Source organism: Kordiimonas aquimaris (assembly GCF_025574485.1).
Lineage (GTDB): Bacteria > Pseudomonadota > Alphaproteobacteria > Sphingomonadales > Kordiimonadaceae > Kordiimonas > Kordiimonas aquimaris.
The window spans coordinates 796,715-815,341 of sequence record NZ_JAOBPO010000001.1 but is presented as its reverse complement, the minus strand read 5'-3'; the positions used below and the strand labels follow the sequence as shown (position 1 = coordinate 815,341).

14 protein-coding genes are annotated in these 18,627 nt (G+C 48.6%); 4 read left to right on the top strand and 10 right to left on the bottom strand.

Annotation, left to right across the window (positions count from 1 at the left end; translation table 11 throughout):
- Nucleotides 1-24 precede the first annotated feature (24 nt).
- The 4 genes from trpB to OEU88_RS03785 are packed head-to-tail and all read left to right on the top strand — an operon-like array spanning nt 25 to nt 4,356.
- The gene (gene trpB, locus OEU88_RS03800) at nt 25-1,233 is read left to right on the top strand and encodes a tryptophan synthase subunit beta (RefSeq protein WP_262693776.1); all 1,209 of its coding nucleotides are present in this window, start codon (nt 25-27) and stop codon (nt 1,231-1,233) included.
- 9 nt (nt 1,234-1,242) lie between these two features.
- Nucleotides 1,243-2,064, top strand: a complete 822-nt coding sequence (gene trpA, locus OEU88_RS03795) for a tryptophan synthase subunit alpha (protein WP_262693775.1) — start codon at nt 1,243-1,245, stop codon at nt 2,062-2,064.
- A 60-nt stretch (nt 2,065-2,124) separates the two neighbouring features.
- On the top strand, nt 2,125-2,997 hold the full coding sequence (accD, locus tag OEU88_RS03790) for an acetyl-CoA carboxylase, carboxyltransferase subunit beta (RefSeq protein WP_262693774.1): 873 nt from the start codon (nt 2,125-2,127) through the stop codon (nt 2,995-2,997).
- A gap of 39 nt (nt 2,998-3,036) precedes the next feature.
- Complete coding sequence (locus tag OEU88_RS03785) at nt 3,037-4,356, top strand: bifunctional folylpolyglutamate synthase/dihydrofolate synthase (protein ID WP_262693773.1); 1,320 nt, start codon at nt 3,037-3,039, stop codon at nt 4,354-4,356.
- A gap of 29 nt (nt 4,357-4,385) precedes the next feature.
- On the opposite strand, the gene OEU88_RS03780 is transcribed toward OEU88_RS03785, so the two are convergent.
- The 10 genes from OEU88_RS03780 to ahcY form a co-directional block, all read right to left on the bottom strand.
- On the bottom strand, nt 4,386-4,799 hold the full coding sequence (locus OEU88_RS03780; protein ID WP_262693772.1) for a DUF1801 domain-containing protein: 414 nt from the start codon (nt 4,797-4,799) through the stop codon (nt 4,386-4,388).
- Nucleotides 4,800-4,830: 31 nt separating this feature from the next.
- Nucleotides 4,831-5,241, bottom strand: a complete 411-nt coding sequence (locus OEU88_RS03775) for an ACT domain-containing protein (RefSeq protein ID WP_262693771.1) — start codon at nt 5,239-5,241, stop codon at nt 4,831-4,833.
- Between the two features lie 113 nt (nt 5,242-5,354).
- Nucleotides 5,355-5,687, bottom strand: coding sequence for a thioredoxin (gene trxA, locus OEU88_RS03770; RefSeq protein WP_262693770.1), 333 nt, complete (start codon nt 5,685-5,687; stop codon nt 5,355-5,357).
- 135 nt (nt 5,688-5,822) lie between these two features.
- Nucleotides 5,823-9,284 carry a double-strand break repair helicase AddA gene (gene addA / locus OEU88_RS03765; protein ID WP_262693769.1) on the bottom strand — a complete coding sequence of 1,154 codons (3,462 nt, stop codon included), beginning with the start codon at nt 9,282-9,284 and terminating at the stop codon, nt 5,823-5,825.
- Complete coding sequence (gene addB, locus OEU88_RS03760; RefSeq protein WP_262693768.1) at nt 9,281-12,310, bottom strand: double-strand break repair protein AddB; 3,030 nt, start codon at nt 12,308-12,310, stop codon at nt 9,281-9,283. Before addB ends, addA begins: the two co-directional genes overlap by 4 nt.
- Entirely contained in the window at nt 12,307-13,056 is a 750-nt protein-coding gene (locus OEU88_RS03755; protein WP_262693767.1) for a nucleotidyltransferase family protein, read from the bottom strand. The genes addB and OEU88_RS03755 overlap by 4 nt, the downstream gene beginning before the upstream one ends.
- 46 nt (nt 13,057-13,102) lie before the next feature.
- Nucleotides 13,103-13,585 carry a tRNA (adenosine(37)-N6)-threonylcarbamoyltransferase complex ATPase subunit type 1 TsaE gene (gene tsaE / locus OEU88_RS03750; protein WP_262693766.1) on the bottom strand — a complete coding sequence of 161 codons (483 nt, stop codon included), beginning with the start codon at nt 13,583-13,585 and terminating at the stop codon, nt 13,103-13,105.
- 10 nt (nt 13,586-13,595) lie between these two features.
- A complete protein-coding gene (locus OEU88_RS03745; protein ID WP_262693765.1) occupies nt 13,596-15,953 on the bottom strand; it encodes a PAS domain-containing sensor histidine kinase in 2,358 nt (785 codons plus the stop codon).
- A gap of 138 nt (nt 15,954-16,091) precedes the next feature.
- The gene (metK, locus tag OEU88_RS03740) at nt 16,092-17,261 is read right to left on the bottom strand and encodes a methionine adenosyltransferase (RefSeq protein WP_262693764.1); all 1,170 of its coding nucleotides are present in this window, start codon (nt 17,259-17,261) and stop codon (nt 16,092-16,094) included.
- 38 nt (nt 17,262-17,299) lie between these two features.
- A complete protein-coding gene (gene ahcY, locus OEU88_RS03735; protein ID WP_262693763.1) occupies nt 17,300-18,586 on the bottom strand; it encodes an adenosylhomocysteinase in 1,287 nt (428 codons plus the stop codon).
- Between the last annotated feature and the right edge of the window lie 41 nt (nt 18,587-18,627).

Sequence of the window (18,627 nt, the reverse complement as noted above, 5' to 3'; positions counted from 1 at the left end):
TGCCAAGAGAAGAGGAACCGCCTCATGGCGCTCAATAGCTATCGCACTGGACCCGATGAAAAAGGGCATTTTGGCAACTATGGTGGCCGCTATGTGTCTGAAACACTGATGCCGCTTGTTATGCAAGTTGAGCAGGAATTCAAAGCTGCGATGCAAGATGAAAAGTTCCTTGCCGAACTTGACGAGTTAAACCGCCAATATATCGGCCGACCCAGTCCACTATATTATGCAGAACGACTGACTGAACATTTGGGCGGCGCCAAAATTTACTTTAAGCGTGAAGAGCTAAACCATACAGGCGCGCACAAGATCAACCATGCTATTGGTCAGGTATTGCTGGCAAAGCGCATGGGGAAAACGCGCGTCATTGCAGAAACAGGCGCAGGTCAACACGGCGTTGCCACCGCAACGGTTGCCGCGCGCTTTGGTCTGAAATGTACTGTGTTTATGGGTGAGGTCGATATCGAACGCCAGAAACCCAATGTATTTCGCATGAAGCTTTTAGGTGCAGAAGTTAAACCTGTGACATCAGGTTCAGCCACACTCAAAGATGCAATGAACGATGCACTGCGTGACTGGGTAACCAATGTACATGATACCTTCTACATTATTGGCACAGTTGCGGGACCACACCCCTACCCCATGATGGTACGTGATTTCCAATCGATCATTGGACGCGAAACCAAGGAACAAATTTTAGCACAGGAAGGTCGCCTACCTGACAGTCTGGTAGCCTGTATTGGTGGCGGATCCAATGCGCTCGGTCTGTTCCATGATTTTTTGGATGATCCGGATGTTCAAATGTTTGCCGTGGAAGCTTCTGGCCACGGTGTTGATACGGACAAAAATGCAGCATCAATTGCAGGCGGCAAACCCGGTGTCTTGCACGGCAATCGCACATATCTGCTGCAAACCGAAGATGGTCAAATTGAAGAAGCGCATTCTATATCGGCAGGTCTTGACTACCCCGGCATAGGCCCTGAGCACGTATGGCTACATGAAGCAGGGCGCGTTAACTATGTGTCCGCTACGGACGATGAAGCAATGGAAGCATTCCAACTGTGCTGCCGTACAGAGGGAATTATTCCGGCATTAGAGAGCAGCCACGGACTTGCGCATATCATCCGCACCGCAGGCGATCTGCCCAAAGACCATATATGTGTGCTCAATCTTTCCGGGCGTGGTGACAAGGATATTTTCACTGTCGCAAAAGAACTAGGCCAAGAGATTTAGGAATATACCATGAGTCGTTTAACACCTTGCCTCGCTGCCTTACGTGCTGAAAACCACGCTGCTTTCGTAACCTTTGTTACGGCAGGTGACCCAAACCATGAAACATCATTTGAGATATTGATGGGTCTACCTGGTGCTGGCGCCGATATTATTGAACTGGGCATGCCGTTCACCGACCCATCGGCTGATGGCCCTGCAATTGATAAAGCAGCACAGCGCGCCATTAAAGCTGGTGCTAACATGAAAAAAACCCTGTCGATGGTCACTGCATTCAGGGCAGCAGGCCATGAAACGCCTATTGTTTTGATGGGTTATTTCAATCCAATTTATGCTTACGGCATTGAAAAATTCTGCACTGATGCCGCAACTGCAGGTGTTGATGGCCTGATCGTTGTTGATCTGCCGCCAGAAGAAGACGCAGAACTGCTTGAGCCCGCCAATGCCAACAATATTGATATTGTACGCCTTGCAACCCCAACATCAGATGACGCACGCCTGCCAGCAATCGTTAACGGTGCGAGTGGCTTTGTGTATTATGTGGCCGTCGCCGGTGTAACTGGCGGCAAATCAGCAAGTGCCGATGACATTGGTGAAGCTGTAAACCGCATTCGCAAATACACAGACTTGCCAGTTGCTGTTGGTTTTGGTATCCGCACGGCTGAACAAGCAGGTGCCATTGCAAAACATGCTGATGCCGCTGTAGTGGGTTCAGCAATCGTATCGCTGATTGAAAACGGAATTGACGCCGACGGCACACCAAAAGGTGACTTAGTAGAAAATGTCTTGAATTTCACCCAAACGTTAGCAAATGGTGTAAGATCAGGACGATAAAATGTAGGTTTGCCACATTATTGGTAGATCAAATATACTAAACAAAAGGGGGTACGTGACATGAGTTGGCTTACAAATTATGTCAAACCAAAGCTGCAAAAAGTATTGAATGCCCGGGACACCCCCGACAATCTTTGGCACAAATGCAAAAGCTGCGGACAGATGATCTTCCAGAAAGAGTTTGAGGCAAACCAGCGGGTATGTGCTCACTGTGATCATCATGACCGCGTGCCACCACTCGACCGGTTCAATAAACTGTTCGATAACGGAAAGTTCGAATTGATCGCTTTACCTGAAGTAAAGCAAGACCCTTTGAAGTTCAAAGACACCAAAAAATATACTGAACGCCTGAAAATTGCACGCGCAGCAACCGGCGACACAGACGCCATCAAGGTAGCTGTAGGCAAGATTAACGGCCAGCAAACTGTTATTGCTATTCAGAACTTCTTCTTCATGGGAGGCTCTATGGGCATGGCCGTCGGTGAAGGTATCATCACTGGCGCGCGTGAAGCACTTAATATTGGCGCTCCGTTTGTTATGTTCACGGCCTCTGGCGGTGCCCGCATGCAAGAAGGTATTTTGTCACTCATGCAAATGCCGCGCACAACAGTTGCGGTTCAAATGCTCAGAGATGCAGGTATACCTTATCTGGTTGTTTTAACAGACCCAACCTCAGGCGGCGTATCGGCATCTTATGCAATGCTTGGTGATGTACAAATCGCTGAACCCGGTGCAATGATTGCCTTTTCAGGACCGCGTGTGATTGAACAAACCATCAGGGAAAAATTACCTGAAGGGTTCCAGCGCTCTGAATATCTGCTGGAGCATGGCATGGTGGATATGGTTGTTCACAGACACGAACTAAGAGAAAAACTGGGTACAACACTGGCTCTGCTGATGGGCGGGCGCAACCGTAAGCGCGCTGCCGAATAAGGCCTGTCACACACTGCTATTCTCAAATACGAGGCGTTCATGGATACAAAAGCAAGCGACCGCGTGCTAGCTCGCTTGAGCGCCTTGCACCCTAAAAAGATTGACCTTTCTCTCGGTCGCATGCACCGCATTCTGGCAAAGCTTGGCAACCCGGAGAAAAAACTACCCCCCGTTATCCATATCGCAGGAACGAATGGCAAAGGCTCAACCATTGCTAACTTGCGTGCTATTGCAGAAGCAGCTGGACACCGTGTTCATGTATATACATCGCCGCATCTTGTGCGTTTTCACGAGCGTATTCGGGTTGCAAACCAACTGATCGGCGAAGAAGAGCTTACCAGCTTGCTTGAACGTATTGAACAAGCGGCAGGCGATGACCCCATAACGTTTTTCGAGGTTACAACCGCTGCGGCACTGCTTGCTTTTGCAGAAACCCCTGCAGATTTATGTTTGCTGGAAGTAGGCTTGGGAGGGCGTCTTGACGCAACAAATGTTATTGAAGCACCTGCTGCCGTTGGCATCACGCCTGTCAGTCTGGACCATCAGCAGTTTTTAGGTGAAACCTTACCTGAAATTGCTGCAGAAAAAGCCGGTATCATTAAAAAAGGCGCGCCGCTTGTTGTTGGGCAACAAAAGAAAGTAGGCCTGGACGTTATAAAAGACATTGCAAGCCTGAACGGTGTTACGCCGTTGCTTGCCAACGACGCGTGGCACTATGAAACAATGAAGAATGGCACAGGCATTCTTTATGAAGACTGGCACGGCACCCTAAACTTGCCTACGCCGCCTTTGGCAGGCGTTCATCAAACCGGAAATGCGGCAATGGCCGTTGCAATTGCCCGTGCTCAGAAGGCTGTTTCTATTCCTGACGCAGCAATCAAAGCCGGCCTTGGTTGGGTGCGCTGGCCTGCGCGCCTTCAGGAAGTCACTTCTACTCGCTTCAACAAAATACTGCCCGATGGTTCAGATTTATGGCTTGATGGCGGCCACAATCCTGCTGCAGCTGAAACTATCCGGACTTTTTTACAGCATGTTGATCCCGTAGAGCGGTCAGTCACCATCGTGCTTGGCATGATGGGCCCAAAGGATGCAGCAGGCTTTCTGGCACCACTTGTAGGCCTGGCAAACCAAGTTATTGCAGTGCCCATTCCTGGTGAAGACGGCGGCGCACCAGCGGCAACGCTTGCCGCAGCAGCTACGGACCTCGGCATCAACGGCATTATTGCAAAAGACGTAGAAAGTGCGATTAAGACAATCTCAACTTCAGCTGATAAGAGCAGACCCCCCTTTGTGCTGATAGCCGGATCCCTTTATCTTGCGGGATCGGTACTGCGCGAATTGGAGTTGTTTCCCGTTTAGCAGATCACTACCAACATGCTAACAACCAGTTATTCAGGTGCCCATGTATAGCGACGCTGCATTTCCTCAATAGATAACTGAATTAGTTCTTTAAGTACGCCGATATCTATATCTTCAAGCTTATTAATATATAGACAGCATTTACCGGTTTTGTGCTTTCCGAGCCTTTGCAACTGCTCCTCATACATCGAGAACCCTGGCATTATATATACTGATAGAGATGCTTTGCGCGGCGATAAACCTGTAATCATCCATCGCCCTGTTTTACCTTCGTATGCACCAAACCCAATGATACTTGGACCCCACATCATTGGTTTCCAACCGGTCATTTCTTCTATCATTTCACATACGACTATCGCATCTTCACGGCGTTTTACATTTTCAACGCTCGCCAAAAAATCAGATATTTCGGCATCGTTTTGCTGCGTTTTAAAAGTCGCCATCATATTCCCCTATTTGCGAGCGTACCCAGTCTTATATCATACTGCGATGTTCCGCCGAAAGTGCAACCAATTCAGCCAAAACATCTTCCGCAGCATCTGCAGGTATAAAAAGGTGATCATGGTAAAACCCGGAAACAGGGTTAACACCTATGTTAAGTGTCGCCAGCCGTGTGGAAACAAGCGCAAGAAAGCCAACCGCATCAAGCGCGGAATGGATATTTAACGTAACCATCCGGCAAGGAAACTCATAGTCAAGCCCGGCTTCCTCTAGCTGTCTTAGCGGCGCTATTATTGTTGTGCCTTCTGCTTCACTGAATTGCATAATCGGAGTCACTGAATCCGGTATATTTCTCTCTGACATTGTTGCAAATACGAAAACTTCGTCATGTAATTCAGGCTGCATAGAGCCAAGAAGGTGAGATAGGTTTTTAGAACCAGACATATCGTTATTCCCGATTAAACTGTTAGATCAACAGATTGATAAAAAGTAACATATCCTGTCATAAAAAAAGGCGCCAGATAAGGCGCCTTTTTAATCAAACTATGTGCAGGACGTTAAGCAGCGGCTGCACCAACTGCTTCATCAATCCATGAAGAAAGCTGTGCTTTAGGTTTTGCACCCATAGTGGTTGCAACAGCTTCGCCGTCTTTGAAGATCAGGATAGTTGGAATAGAACGCACACCAAACTTCATTGGTGTTTCAGGGTTTTCATCAATATCCATCTTCGCGATGATAATATCATCACGTTCACCTGAAATCTCTTCAAGAACAGGGCCAATCATCTTACACGGGCCACACCATTGTGCCCAAAAATCGAGTAAAACAGGTTTTCCCGCATTTAAAACATCTTGTTCAAAGGTTGCATCCGTTACAGCAATTGTAGCCATGGCACTTTCTTTCTTTTTTCAGGCATCATGCCCGCGCACTGCGGCGTTGGTTTTAATAATCAAAGCATAAAGTAGGAACGCCCCTCGCTGGGGTCAAGGTTTAGTAACGCACGCGTGATAGAATTATTTTGAGAACTATAACTTCGACTGCAGCAAGGCATGCTCCAACTGTTGATCAGACAAGGGCATCAACCGTGCACCATATGTCCATAAAAGCGCTGCTTTTACTTGCTTGTCAGTATAGATATCCATCAAAGCGCGCCGGTACAATGCCATTTGTTTCAAATAAACAGATGGTACAGCATCAGCATTATCAGGGGGCGGCCTGTTAGTTTTATAATCAACAATCAATACCGAATTATCCGTTACGACCAGCCTATCTACTTGGCCGGATACAGGTCTGCCTTTTGGCTGCATTGGTGTGATAACAAGCCCGGCTATAGGCACTTCAGCACGGCTGGCTGGGCCAAATATGTCACCAAATTCATCGTGCTCAAGAACAAATTGCACTTCTTGCCAGAAAGCTTCCTGTTGTTGAACATCAAGTCGTCCATTATGCCCTAGATAGCGCAATGCCGCAGCCTTTCGGGTATCCACAGGCATGTCTGGCAACCATTGCAACAATGCATGCAAAAGGTTTCCGCGCATATATTTATCATGGCCCGTGTCGCCGCGACTTAATGGTCCTGTAACAGCGGGCTCCTCGTCTGGCTTAGACGGAGCAAGTGGTCGCGTAGGTGTCGGTTCCTCTGGCATAGGAGCAAACAACCAACTCGGCACCTGCTGCATTTCTGCTGTATGTGCCGTTTTCCTGTCATCTACTTCAGGAGCAGCAATCTGGCTAATTTCATAGCGCTTTACTTCAAGACCATCTGACAAGACATTGGTTTTTGCGCCAAGACGTTCAAACCCTTCGTCAATCAGATTGTACCAGCAGTCCATATCCAGATCACGTGGACCACGCCAGCCAGCAACATACAGTTCATCTTCGGCACGGGTTAATGCCACATAGAGTAATCGACGATATTCTGCCAGTTGTTTGGCTTTAATCTCTTCTCTTGCCGCGTCAACTTCTGTCAAACCTTTTGCTTTACTTGCCCATAATGGGATAGCTGGCTGACCTGGCTCATCACTTTTCAGAGGCAATAATCGGGCGTCTTTAGTTAAGTCAGGAGTGCTAACAACATCGGAAACATAAACGATCGGAGCTTGCAGGCCTTTAGCACTATGTGCGGTCATGATACGCACTTTGTCACCCGCTTCTTCCATATCCCGTTTTATCTGTGTGTTGTTGCGGGTTACATGCTCAACAAAACCAAGTAAGGAAGCCGGGCGGGTAAGCTCAAACCGCAATGCTTCCTCCAGCAATTCGTCAACAGGGTCATGTATCTCGGCGCCCATACGGCTAGCCAGCTTCTTCCTGCCATCCAGATCAATAAGTAGATAGTTCAGGAATGCAAATGGACCATCGAGATCAGCACGATTCAAAATATCAATCAACACCGTATATAGGTGTGCAAAACGTATATCTCGTCGCTGACTATATAGTGCGTCCCACAGCGATCCTCTACGCTTGTGCGCAAGTTCAAAAAGTGTGTCTTCATCACAACCGATAATGGGCGATTTCAATACAGTTGCCAAAGTCAGGTCATCTGTCGGCAGCAGCACAAATCTTAGTACCGCCAGCAAATCCATAACTGGCAACTCATCAAGAAGCGTCATACGGTCGCGGCCAGCAACAGGAACATCCATAATCTTCAGTGCGCGCACCAAATGATCAACAAACGCAGTACGACGACGTACAAGCACAAGTATATCGCCAGCCATGACCTTGCGAGCGCGCGGCTCAAGCAACCGTTGACCTACCGCTGCTTTGATATGGCGCGCAATACGCCATGCAGCGCGTTGCTCAGCATCATCCGCTGTTTCTTGCTTTACCGGTGGTTGCCAACCGGTATTTGCATCTTCCGGTACCGGCTTGGGACTTTCCAGCGGCCAAAGCTCAACCAATCCGGCTTGCCCACTGCGGGAGAAATCATGCTTAACAAATTCATCATCAGCGGACAGGCCAACAACCGCCCGACTATCCGAAGCAAAAACTGCATCAACAAGTGACAGAACCGCTTCACTTGACCTGAACGACAATGACAAAGGTACCGTTTCTGCATGGCTGGCACTATTATGTGCCTTCTCGAAAATACGGTTGCGTGCTGCGATAAACTCTTTCGGGTCTGCTCGCTGAAACGAAAAGATCGATTGTTTGGCATCACCAACAGCAAAGACTGTTCGCGGTTCTTCGCGTGCGCTTTCTCCGGCAAAAAACTCAGTAGCCAGTGTCTCGACAATGCGCCATTGCTCGCGGTTTGTATCCTGCGCTTCGTCAACCAGAATATGGTCAATGCGATTATCAAGTTTATAGAGAATCCAGGGTGCAATTTGAGCGACAGAAAACAGATCAACGGTACGCTCGATCATGTCGTCAAAGTCCACATACCCACGCTCGGCTTTCATCTGTCGGTAAAGGCCGAGTTGGGTTAAACCCAGCCTTAGCAATGCCGCCGTTGCATGCGCCGCTTGTATGCGCACCAGCTTATCGGCAACAGCTGCTAATCGCGTTTGCTCAGCTTCAATGATGTCAATCAATTGTGGATTAGCTGTCAAAACCTTTTTGGTCGCAACGGTCACAAGCGGCGTATTTTTTTGTGTTAAAAATGCTGAACGATAAGCAACCCAGACATGGGCCATTCCTTGCTTATCATTTGCTAGGGCTTGGGCAATTGCGGCGGCTCGCTTCTGATCGCCAACACTACCCTTAGCAAGCTCTCCAGCCAGCACAGTCAGTCCGGTCCGGTCCATGTTGTCAGCTGCTAAGGCATCCGAGATAACATCCTGTGAAGACTGCCCAAACATAACGCCGAGCCGTACATACAGCGCCTTTACCAGCCCTTCTATACCACCATAAGCAAGACTTGCTCGTGCAAGCAACGACGCCTCAAAAGACAAACGCCCGATCACTTCATCAAAAGTTCGCTCTGTTGCTAAACCTGCAACAACATCAAGCGCACGGCGCAAACCAACAGCGCTGACATCACGTGTTTGCTCCAACATTTGATCGCGGGCGATCACCATCAGCTCGCTTGCCTCAGCTTCGTCAAGACCTTCAAATCCGGGAATCATATTGGCCTCAAGCGGAAACCGGCCCAGCAAAGCCTGACAAAAACTATGGAACGTCTGAATTTGCAGCCCGCCCGAAAGGTCAAGTACACGCGCAAACAATTGTCGTGCACGAATGAGCATTTCGGCATCAGCGATTTCATCGGTGCGATTGCGTATAACCACCAAAAGCTCAGAATCAGGCAAAGTGGTCCAACGCCCCAACTCTGCAAAAATACGGTTTTTCATCTCAGCCGCAGCAGCTTTTGTAAAAGTGAGACACACAATATTTTCGGGCTCAGTGCCCGTGAGCATCAAACGCAGTACACGTGCAGTAAGGACGTGGGTCTTGCCCGTTCCTGCAGAAGCACCCACCCACGCCGTTAATGTTGGAAGCGTGGCATGTGCCTGATCAGCTGTCATGCCTGGTTTGGATATGGTCAAGGCACATCCCCCTCAGCGTCAGCAAATGGATCAACACCGCTGCGCCATTCTTTAACGCGCGCCAAATGATCATATTCACCGTAGCCTGCAATGCTCGGACGCGGATTGGAAAGATAAGGTGTATTCTGATCAGCAAACGCTTGCACCAGATGCATCAACCCTTCTTCGGCGTCAGCAATCGACATCTCGACATCTTTAATCGGCTGCTTGATTTCGCAAACGGGGTCACCACCGCTTAATTTCCAAAAGCTAAGATCATTAACTGTCCCTGATGGTAGTCCATTAAATGCACCACTTTGTGCGAGCAGCCCTTCAAGCGGTAATTGCGGAGCATAACCGGCCTCAACCTGTTTTGCGGTTGGAATACCCCCGGTTTTGTAATCAATGATCGAGAGTGCTTCTGTTTCAAGATGCTGATCAATACGGTCCGCCTTTGCAACCAATGTGAATGACAAAGCATCCTTATTAAAAGAGTGCTCCGCCCAGTCTTCAATCAGCACAATCCGGTGCGTTCTTCTGCGATCATCTTCATGTTTTACAAACCATGCGGCTATGCGCTCAAATCGCGGCCACCAGAATGCATACACCGTTGGTTGACTGAGAACCGGCTCAAATACACGCACCCCTGTTTCAATTAACCGCTTATGGCCATCTGGACCGTATAACGGCCCGTCTTCCTTAAGAAAAACCTCCAGCGCCTCATGTAGCAGATTGCCTTTTGTTGCCGCATTCGGTCTGTCATCGATGGGGTCGATCGTCCGCAAGCCAAGTATTTTCTTGGCATAAAGGGCATAAGGATCCCGCATCCATTCCTGGACCTGCGTTACGGACAATTTGGTTGGGCGCACATCGAGCGGCGGCTTCGGCGCAGGTGGGCTACAAGGAGCAAACACATCCGGCTTACTCAGTTGAGCCGCCCAGCCTAAATACTGATCAGCCCTTGGTACATTCTGACCCGCTAAAGCTTCAAGGCGGAACCACCAGCGGCTAGGTACTGACGGTGTGCCGTCCACCTTCAATGAACGCGTTAACAAAACACGCGGCGCACTGGCAGCAAGCATAAAATCGTGAGCTGACTGACCTATACGCCGCGCCAATGACGGCAGGCCAAATTCACTGCGCATCGATTGGCTCATCCACGGGTCAATGTCTGGCTCAGCAGGCCATACACCTTCATTCAACCCTCCCAACACCATGATATCTGCCTGTTGAAGGCGGGCTTCAAGCGGGCCCCAAATGGCAAGACGTGGATGCTGGTTCCAAGATGGCCGAACAGTTATATCATTCATCAATTCGGCAAATAATGTGCTATAGCCGTATGCGCTAATCCCGTCGAAAACGGCAGTATTTTCAATTAAATTTGTTATCTGATCAGCAAGACCGGCACCGGCATCGCCTCGCCATAGAACATCTGCTCCTGAAGTGTTGCTGCTCGCTGCCAACTTTTCTGCAACAGCCACATGTTGCTCTAAAACGGCTGGTAAGACCGCAGCGCTTCCAAGGATACGTTCAAGAGGCCGCAATAAACCAATAATTTGTGTAAGGGTTTTCAGATCTTCGCTAGATAGTTTTTGCGTGTTATCAGCATTGATGCTTTGGGCACGCGCGATAAGACCATCAAGACCGCTTGCAGGACGAACACCGCGCAAGAGGTTCTCATCCAATCGCCGGACAAACGGCAAAAAGGCCTCACGTGGCAGGCCACAGGACACCAAGGGGTGCTGCAACAAGGATAATAGAGCGATGGGGCTAAAATGTTCACTTACTGCCTGAGCAAGCAATGTTAACAACCTTCCGGGCAGGCTGTTGATCGCTTTATCGCCGCCAGAATCGTCAATGGCCACACCCCACCGCTTGAGCGCTGCGCGGACATATAACGCAAGTTGTCGGTCTGGGGTAACAAGGGCTGCCGTCTTGCCGGGTGTTTCAAGAGCTTCGCGCATCAGAACTGCAATTGCTTCAGCCTCTTCGCGGCGCGTCGGTGCAACAATCGCAGACATACCATCAAAATGAGACTGCACGCCTTCGGCAGAATAATCCGTCGCCACCAATGATTGCCACTGTGCCGTTGCTGCAGCCGGCAACAAGCTTTGCTCCAGTAAATTTATCCGGGTATCTTTTTCGGCTGTGCCTTCCTCAAGCCACGGCGCAACCTCATAACGGCTTGCACCAATGTTATCCAGAAAGCGCTTCAGCCCTGATTGAGGATGGGTATCATCGATCATGTCCCAAATTTCATCAGACATTGTTGTCTCAAGGCCGGGGAGAACAACGTGACCATTTGGTAAGCGCGCAATTGTACGCAGCAAATGTGCCGTTGCAGGAATTGAGCCTGTTGAGCCCGCAGCAATAACGACACCTGATCGTCCCTTATTCGCGTAGACCTGTGTTGCCTGATTAATGAGCTGATTACGATAAGACGCCGGGTTTTGAACTTTTTCTTCGGCCAGTATTTGCGGCCAATGTTCGGTTACAATTTTCAAAAACTCAAGTGTATCGTTCCAGTGCATAGCAAGCTTATCAGGAGCAAGTTCATTGAGGCGGGTAAACGATAACCCTTCAGTTTCCACCTGATCTATTAAATGCGCCAAATCACCCGCCAGTCGCCATGCTTGCGCTGGTGCAATAGCCTGACTTGAGGTGCCTGTTTTTTCCCTTTGCACATACCAGCTAGAAACCAGTTTTGTCAGCAGAACCTGTCGCCGCACCGGCGTAATGGCAGGAACAATTTCAGAAAAATCGACCCCAAAACCCGCACCCAAAAATGCAATTTCACCTTCATCAACATCACCGATGGCCCGTATTACAGGTAATAATATAGGTTTTTTATCATGGAACCTTAGAAAGGCCTCTTTAAGGGAACGAACCGCACGGCGGTTAGGCAACAAAACAGTAGCTGATGATAACGCTAGCGGATCACCGCCAAAACGTTCATCAATACCTGCGACCAGCGCGTCCACAAACGAATTGCCCGCGCCTATCGTGTATACATTGGGTAGATGTTTACGCGTAACATCTTGGTTCACGGCAACCAGCCTTCAGTTTGCATATGCTGTTCCGCTTCGCTTATTGCATCCTGTGTACCGACATGAAACCAACCATCTGTGTGCAACAAACCAAAAAGTCGACCCAAAGCAGCAGCTTTGCGAAACACTTCTCTATTTGACCACGGGCCATCCGGCATATCGTTATACATGCTTGCTTTAACAATTTGCACAGCACCAAAAACGAACGGTGCAGACGCTGCATCATCCCTAAAGGCTAGAGGCCCGCAGTCAGAAACACCGGACTGGTCCATGAAAAAATCACCAACCCCATCATAACCATGCGCTTGATCAAGAGGCACCATTAACAACAGAACATCCATACGGTCCGGATCCCAGTAGTGTTCAAGCCGGCCTAAAACAGAATGTTCATTTTCATTCCAGACAACATCGCAGTTCAATACAAAGAACTTATCTTCAGCAAGCCAGGGCAGCGCCTTCATTACACTGCCGCCTGTTTCCAAAAGGGCATCTCTTTCATCAGATATAATGGCTGATCCGCTTTCTACTTCATCAGTAAGGTCATCACATATTTTATCTGCAAGATGATGCACATTGATAACGAATGATGAAACTGAATGTGCACGCAGCTTATCGATAGCGCGGCGCAAAATTGAGCGACCACGCACCTGTACCAATGGCTTGGGTGTATGATCCGATACAGGGCGCATACGCAGACCTTTTCCCGCAGCCAAAATCATCGCTTTTGCCTGATGGTCAGCGTTCATAGCTACATACTACCTATAAAAGTGCTTGTTATATTCGCGGGCATATTCATTTCAATACTTTAGCAAGGCGCGCGCGCCAACTTTCTTCCACGCTGGACACACTGACAGACCTGCTTTCAGTTTCACACGCTTCGGCAAGTGACAAGGAAACCTGCAGAGCAAAACGCCACCAGTCATCCGGCATTCTATCAGGCCATTCAATTAACATGATTGAATGATCTAATTCATCATACAAACCCAAGTCTTCTATATCGTCTGGATTAGACAAGCGGTACAAATCAGCATGCAGCAAAGAGGGCCCTTCATCGGGATCATAGCTTTGTACAAGTGTAAATGTCGGGCTTGGAACCTCCTGGGTTTCGTCCTTCATGCGCGCACGTATAAAGGCTCTTGCAAACGTACTTTTACCGGCACCCAAATCACCAGACAGCGCGATGATATCCCCCTCTACAGCAACCTTGGCAACTTGCGTCGCAAGCAATGCTGTTTCATGTTCACCGTTCAGTAATGAATTATAAAACTCTGTCACTGGCACTTTCCTACCCTGTCAACCCGACAGGTTGGCGCGGCAAGAAACATGAAAGTGAAAGCCCGGACACTGAAATAGGGTCTAAGATAACGTGCCCTCCATGCAATTGAGCAATACTTCGTACAAGTGCCAAATCAAGGCCTGTTGTTCGGCGCGCACCAGGCGACGCCCCCATGGAAATAGTATTTAGCAATCTTGTTCTTTCTGCGCCCGTCAAGCTGGTTTCATTACTAATGATGCGCACCTGAATATCATTGTCGGCATCCAGCAAATCGACAATAAGCTCTCCGCCTTGACGCGTATACCCAAGCATAGAAGACACCATATTATAGAATGCCTGCTTAATACGCTGCTCGTCAGCCACTATAGTACCAAAATTTTCATCGCTATTGAGTGTCAAGGTTGTCGCAGTTTTATGCACCAGGTCTTGCGCCAACGTTGCCGCTTCACGTAGTGTTGCAGCCACCATAGTTGGTGCATAGTCCAGAGACACATCACCGGACTGAATGACCGCAAGATCAAGTACATCCGAAATTAGATTTCGCAGTTCTTCTGATGCTTGCAATATATCTTTAATATAAGATGATTGATGCGCGTTAAGCGGTCCAAAAAGTTCTTGGTCTAACAGTTCACCAAAACCAATGATTGAATTAAGCGGCGTACGTAATTCATACGACATATTAGTAATAAACTCGCTTTTCAATTTGTCAGCCGCTTCAAGTGCCAGCGATCGTTCGCGCAAGGCTTGCTCAACCTTATGTGTATCTGTCACGTCGGTCTGCGTTAACATGACGCCACCGTCAGGAAGTGGAACAATCGTGTAATCAATAACGAAGTCATCGATACGATACCATTTTCCGGTTTTGTATTCTCGCGATGCGACCCAAGCAACCAGATCATTGGCAAAATTTGCTTCATCCCCTTTTTGAGAGGATAGAGGGACCGCCGCTTCGATCAGTTCTGTCAAGTGAGGAGAGCCTGCAAGCTGGCTCTCTTGTAATTGCCAGATACTTGCAAAAGCAGGATTTGAAAGCTGCAACCGGCCATCAGTGCCAAAAACAGCAATACTGTCACGCATGTTATCAAGCGTTTCCTGCTGCACAGCAATCAATGTATTGTATGAACGCTCTAGAGCCAAACGGTCCGTTACATCCTCAAATAATATCAGCAAGCCACCCAATGGGTGCGGCTGTGTTACAACGCGGTGTGTGGTACCATCTGGCAGATGCCACATTTCCTCAAATGGTTCCAGCAATGTCGTATATTGTTTTAGGATACTCTCTTTCCATCGCCTGAAATCCGCCTGTTCAGGCAACCGGCGACGTTCGTGCATTGCATCCAACAATTCACTATGCCGGATACCAGCAGCAAGCTGATCTTCAGCGACACGCGTAAGCCGCGTAAAAGCATTATTATAAAACCGCAACGTTTGACCTGGCCCAAATATCGCAACAGGGCTGCGCAACCGGTTAAGCGTTTCTGATTGCGAATCAAGTACGCGGGATAATTCCGCGAGCGCTTCTTCCTCACCTGTTACATCAATGGCAATACCCAACGTATTGCCTTCAGTATCAAGCGGTGTGTTCGTTACATTGAAAGCATGGCGTTGCCCATCAACTACACCAAAGCGACGCTCCCTGAGTGTAGAACCTTGCTCAATAGCACGGCTTGCAGAAGCAGGGCCTGCTGCACCAAAAAACTCAAGGCCTTGCTCAATAGTGGCCGCAGCAGTGCCACCTTCCATAGCATTGACATATGCATCATTAACTTCAAGCAGGTTAAAGTCCGGACTGCGTATCCATACAGGGAATGGTAGATGATTAAATGCTGCGGTTAGGTCACGTAAACGCAATTCAAGGGCGCGGACACCGCTCCGATTAGTGCGCACAGGGCGATCCATTGATTGTTCCAGCCACATAATACCACTGGGCCAGCGCGCATCGCGCGAGGGAAGCCATTGTAGATCAATAATCGTACGTGCACGACCAGGTCCATTATCCACCACCAGCGGCGAAGGCACATCCAAACCTTGCTCTACACCGCCTTTTATCAAGGCAACCGTTTGCTCAGGCAGTCCTTTGCCTGTCTCATCAATCAAATCATCAAGTTTGGCAACATTTTCAGGGAAACCAGCCAATGCCAATGCGGATGGGTCGGCTTGCAGGCGACCATCTGGCCACAACCAGACAGGAATACGATGATCTGTCTTAATCATCGTATCAAGAAAGTTTGCGAGGTCTTTAAGAGCAGAAGCCCTGTCTGACATGCGCCCTGCCCGCCAAAATGCATATAGGCTGGCACAAATCCAAACAAGGAAAATGAGAAAAACAACCGTCCACAAAAAAGGCGTTATGTTGCCGTCTTCCAACTGTATATCTCCTGCTATATGCACAAGATACAGATTAACGCCGTAACGACAACATATACAAGCCACTCATGATAACAGGCGCACAAATTACGATGTACGCCTGTATTAAATCACTCAAAATCGCCACATGAAGCGCTATTAAGCGCCAAACTCTCGCTTCAACTCATCAATAAGGTCCGTTTTCTCCCAAGAGAAACCACCATCTGCATCAGGCGTGCGACCAAAATGGCCATAAGCTGCAGATCGCGCATAAATTGGCCTGTTAAGGTTCAAGTGTTCGCGAATACCACGCGGGCTAAGATTAACAAGCTCCTGTAATACTGCCGAAAGTCTGGCAGGGTCTACGCGCGGCTTGTCACCCCAAAGGTCAACATAAACAGCGAGTGGCTTAGATACGCCAATTGCATATGCAAGCTGGATAGTACAGTTGTCAGCCAAACCTGCTGCGACAACATTTTTAGCCAAATAACGCGACGCGTATGCAGCAGACCGGTCAACCTTCGTTGGATCTTTGCCTGAAAAAGCACCACCACCATGCGGCGCAGCACCGCCGTATGTATCTACAATAATCTTACGACCTGTCAGGCCTGCGTCACCATCTGGTCCGCCAATTACAAAGTTCCCCGTTGGATTAACGTAAAACTCGTCTTCAGGGCACATCCAGCCTTCGGGAAGCACAGCCGTAACATGACCGCGCACAATCTCACGCAATGCTTCTTGAGATACATTTGCCTTATGCTGAGTTGAAACAACAACGCTTGTAGCCCCCACAGGACGACCATCGACATAACGCAATGTCACCTGGCTTTTACTATCCGGTTCCAATTCCAGATTTGCACCACTGTGGCGCGCTTCCGCAAGTGATTTCAATATCCTGTGCGAAAAGTCAATTGGCGCAGGCATCAAACTTTCGGTTTCATCGCAGGCATAGCCAAACATGATACCTTGGTCACCAGCACCTTCATCTTTGCTGCCTGCGGCATCAACACCAGCGGCAATGTCTACTGATTGCTCATGAAGATGGTTTTCAAAGATTGCATTTTCCCAGTGAAATCCCTCCTGCTCGTATCCAATTGCCTTAACGGCTTTGCGTGCAACAGCCTCAATATCGTCGCTGGTGATACTTTTAGGACCGCGTACCTCGCCCGCAACAACAATTCTATTCGTTGTAACGAGTGTTTCAGCAGCCACACGGGCATCAGGCTGTGCGCCCAGATACAGGTCAACAATCTCATCAGAGATGCGGTCCGAAACTTTATCTGGATGACCTTCGGAAACAGATTCGCTTGTAAATTGATATTCGCTCATATGCTACTCCTTGCGGAAAATCCGCATTTCATCCATTTCTAGTAACGGTAGTGTTCAGGCTTGAACGGTCCTTGAGTTTCAATACCCAGATACTCGGATTGCTCGTCAGTCAAAGTGGTTAGCTTCGCGCCCAGTTTGCCTAGGTGCAACGTTGCCACTTTTTCATCCAAATGCTTAGGAAGCACATAAACATCGCGGTTATAATTCTTGTGGTTTTCCCAAAGCTCAATTTGAGCAAGCACCTGATTGGTGAAACTAGCTGACATTACAAAACTTGGATGGCCAGTGGCGCAGCCCAAGTTTACCAAACGGCCCTTAGCGAGAACGATAAGGCGCTTACCATCAGGGAAGATAACTTCGTCAACCTGCGGCTTAACTTCTTCCCATTTGTAATTTTCCAAGGCACCAATTTGAATTTCGCTGTCAAAGTGACCAATGTTACAAACGATAGCCCGATCTTTCATATCGCGCATATGGTCAACCGTAATAACGTCCTTGTTGCCTGTCGCTGTCACAAAGATATCGCCCTGCTTGGCAGCATCGTCCATTGTAACAACTTCATAGCCTTCCATTGCTGCCTGCAGAGCACAGATGGGATCAATTTCGGTTACCATAACCCGCGCGCCTTGGCTGCGCAGCGATTCAGCGCTGCCCTTGCCCACATCACCGTATCCGCACACAACAGCAACTTTACCGGCAATCATTACATCGGTGGCACGCTTAACACCATCAACCAGTGATTCGCGACAGCCATATAGATTATCAAACTTTGATTTGGTCACACTGTCATTAACGTTAATGGCAGGCACCAGCAGGCGGTCTTCTTTCGCCATTTCATATAAACGCATAACACCAGTAGTGGTTTCTTCTGAAATGCCGCGCACACCTGCCATAAGTTCAGGGTAATCATTATGCATCATCACGGTCAGGTCACCGCCGTCATCAAGAATCATATTAGGCACCCAACCATTTGGGCCTTTGATTGTCTGGTGGATGCACCATTCTGCTTCTTCTTCTGTTTCGCCCTTCCAGGCAAAGACAGGAATGCCAGAAGCAGCCATTGCAGCGGCGGCCTGATCCTGGGTCGAGAAGATATTACAACTGGACCAACGAACTTCGGCACCAAGTGCCGTTAACGTTTCAATCAGTACTGCCGTTTGGATTGTCATATGCAAACAACCCGCAATTCGAGCGCCTGAAAGTGGTTTTTTACTACCAAATTCATCACGCAATGCCATTAGGCCAGGCATCTCTGTTTCAGCAATTCTGATTTCCTTGCGACCCCAGTCGGCAAGTGAAATATCGGCAATTTTATAATCTGTCATGGGGGTGTCCTGCTCACTCTGCAAATATGAATTGGCAAAGT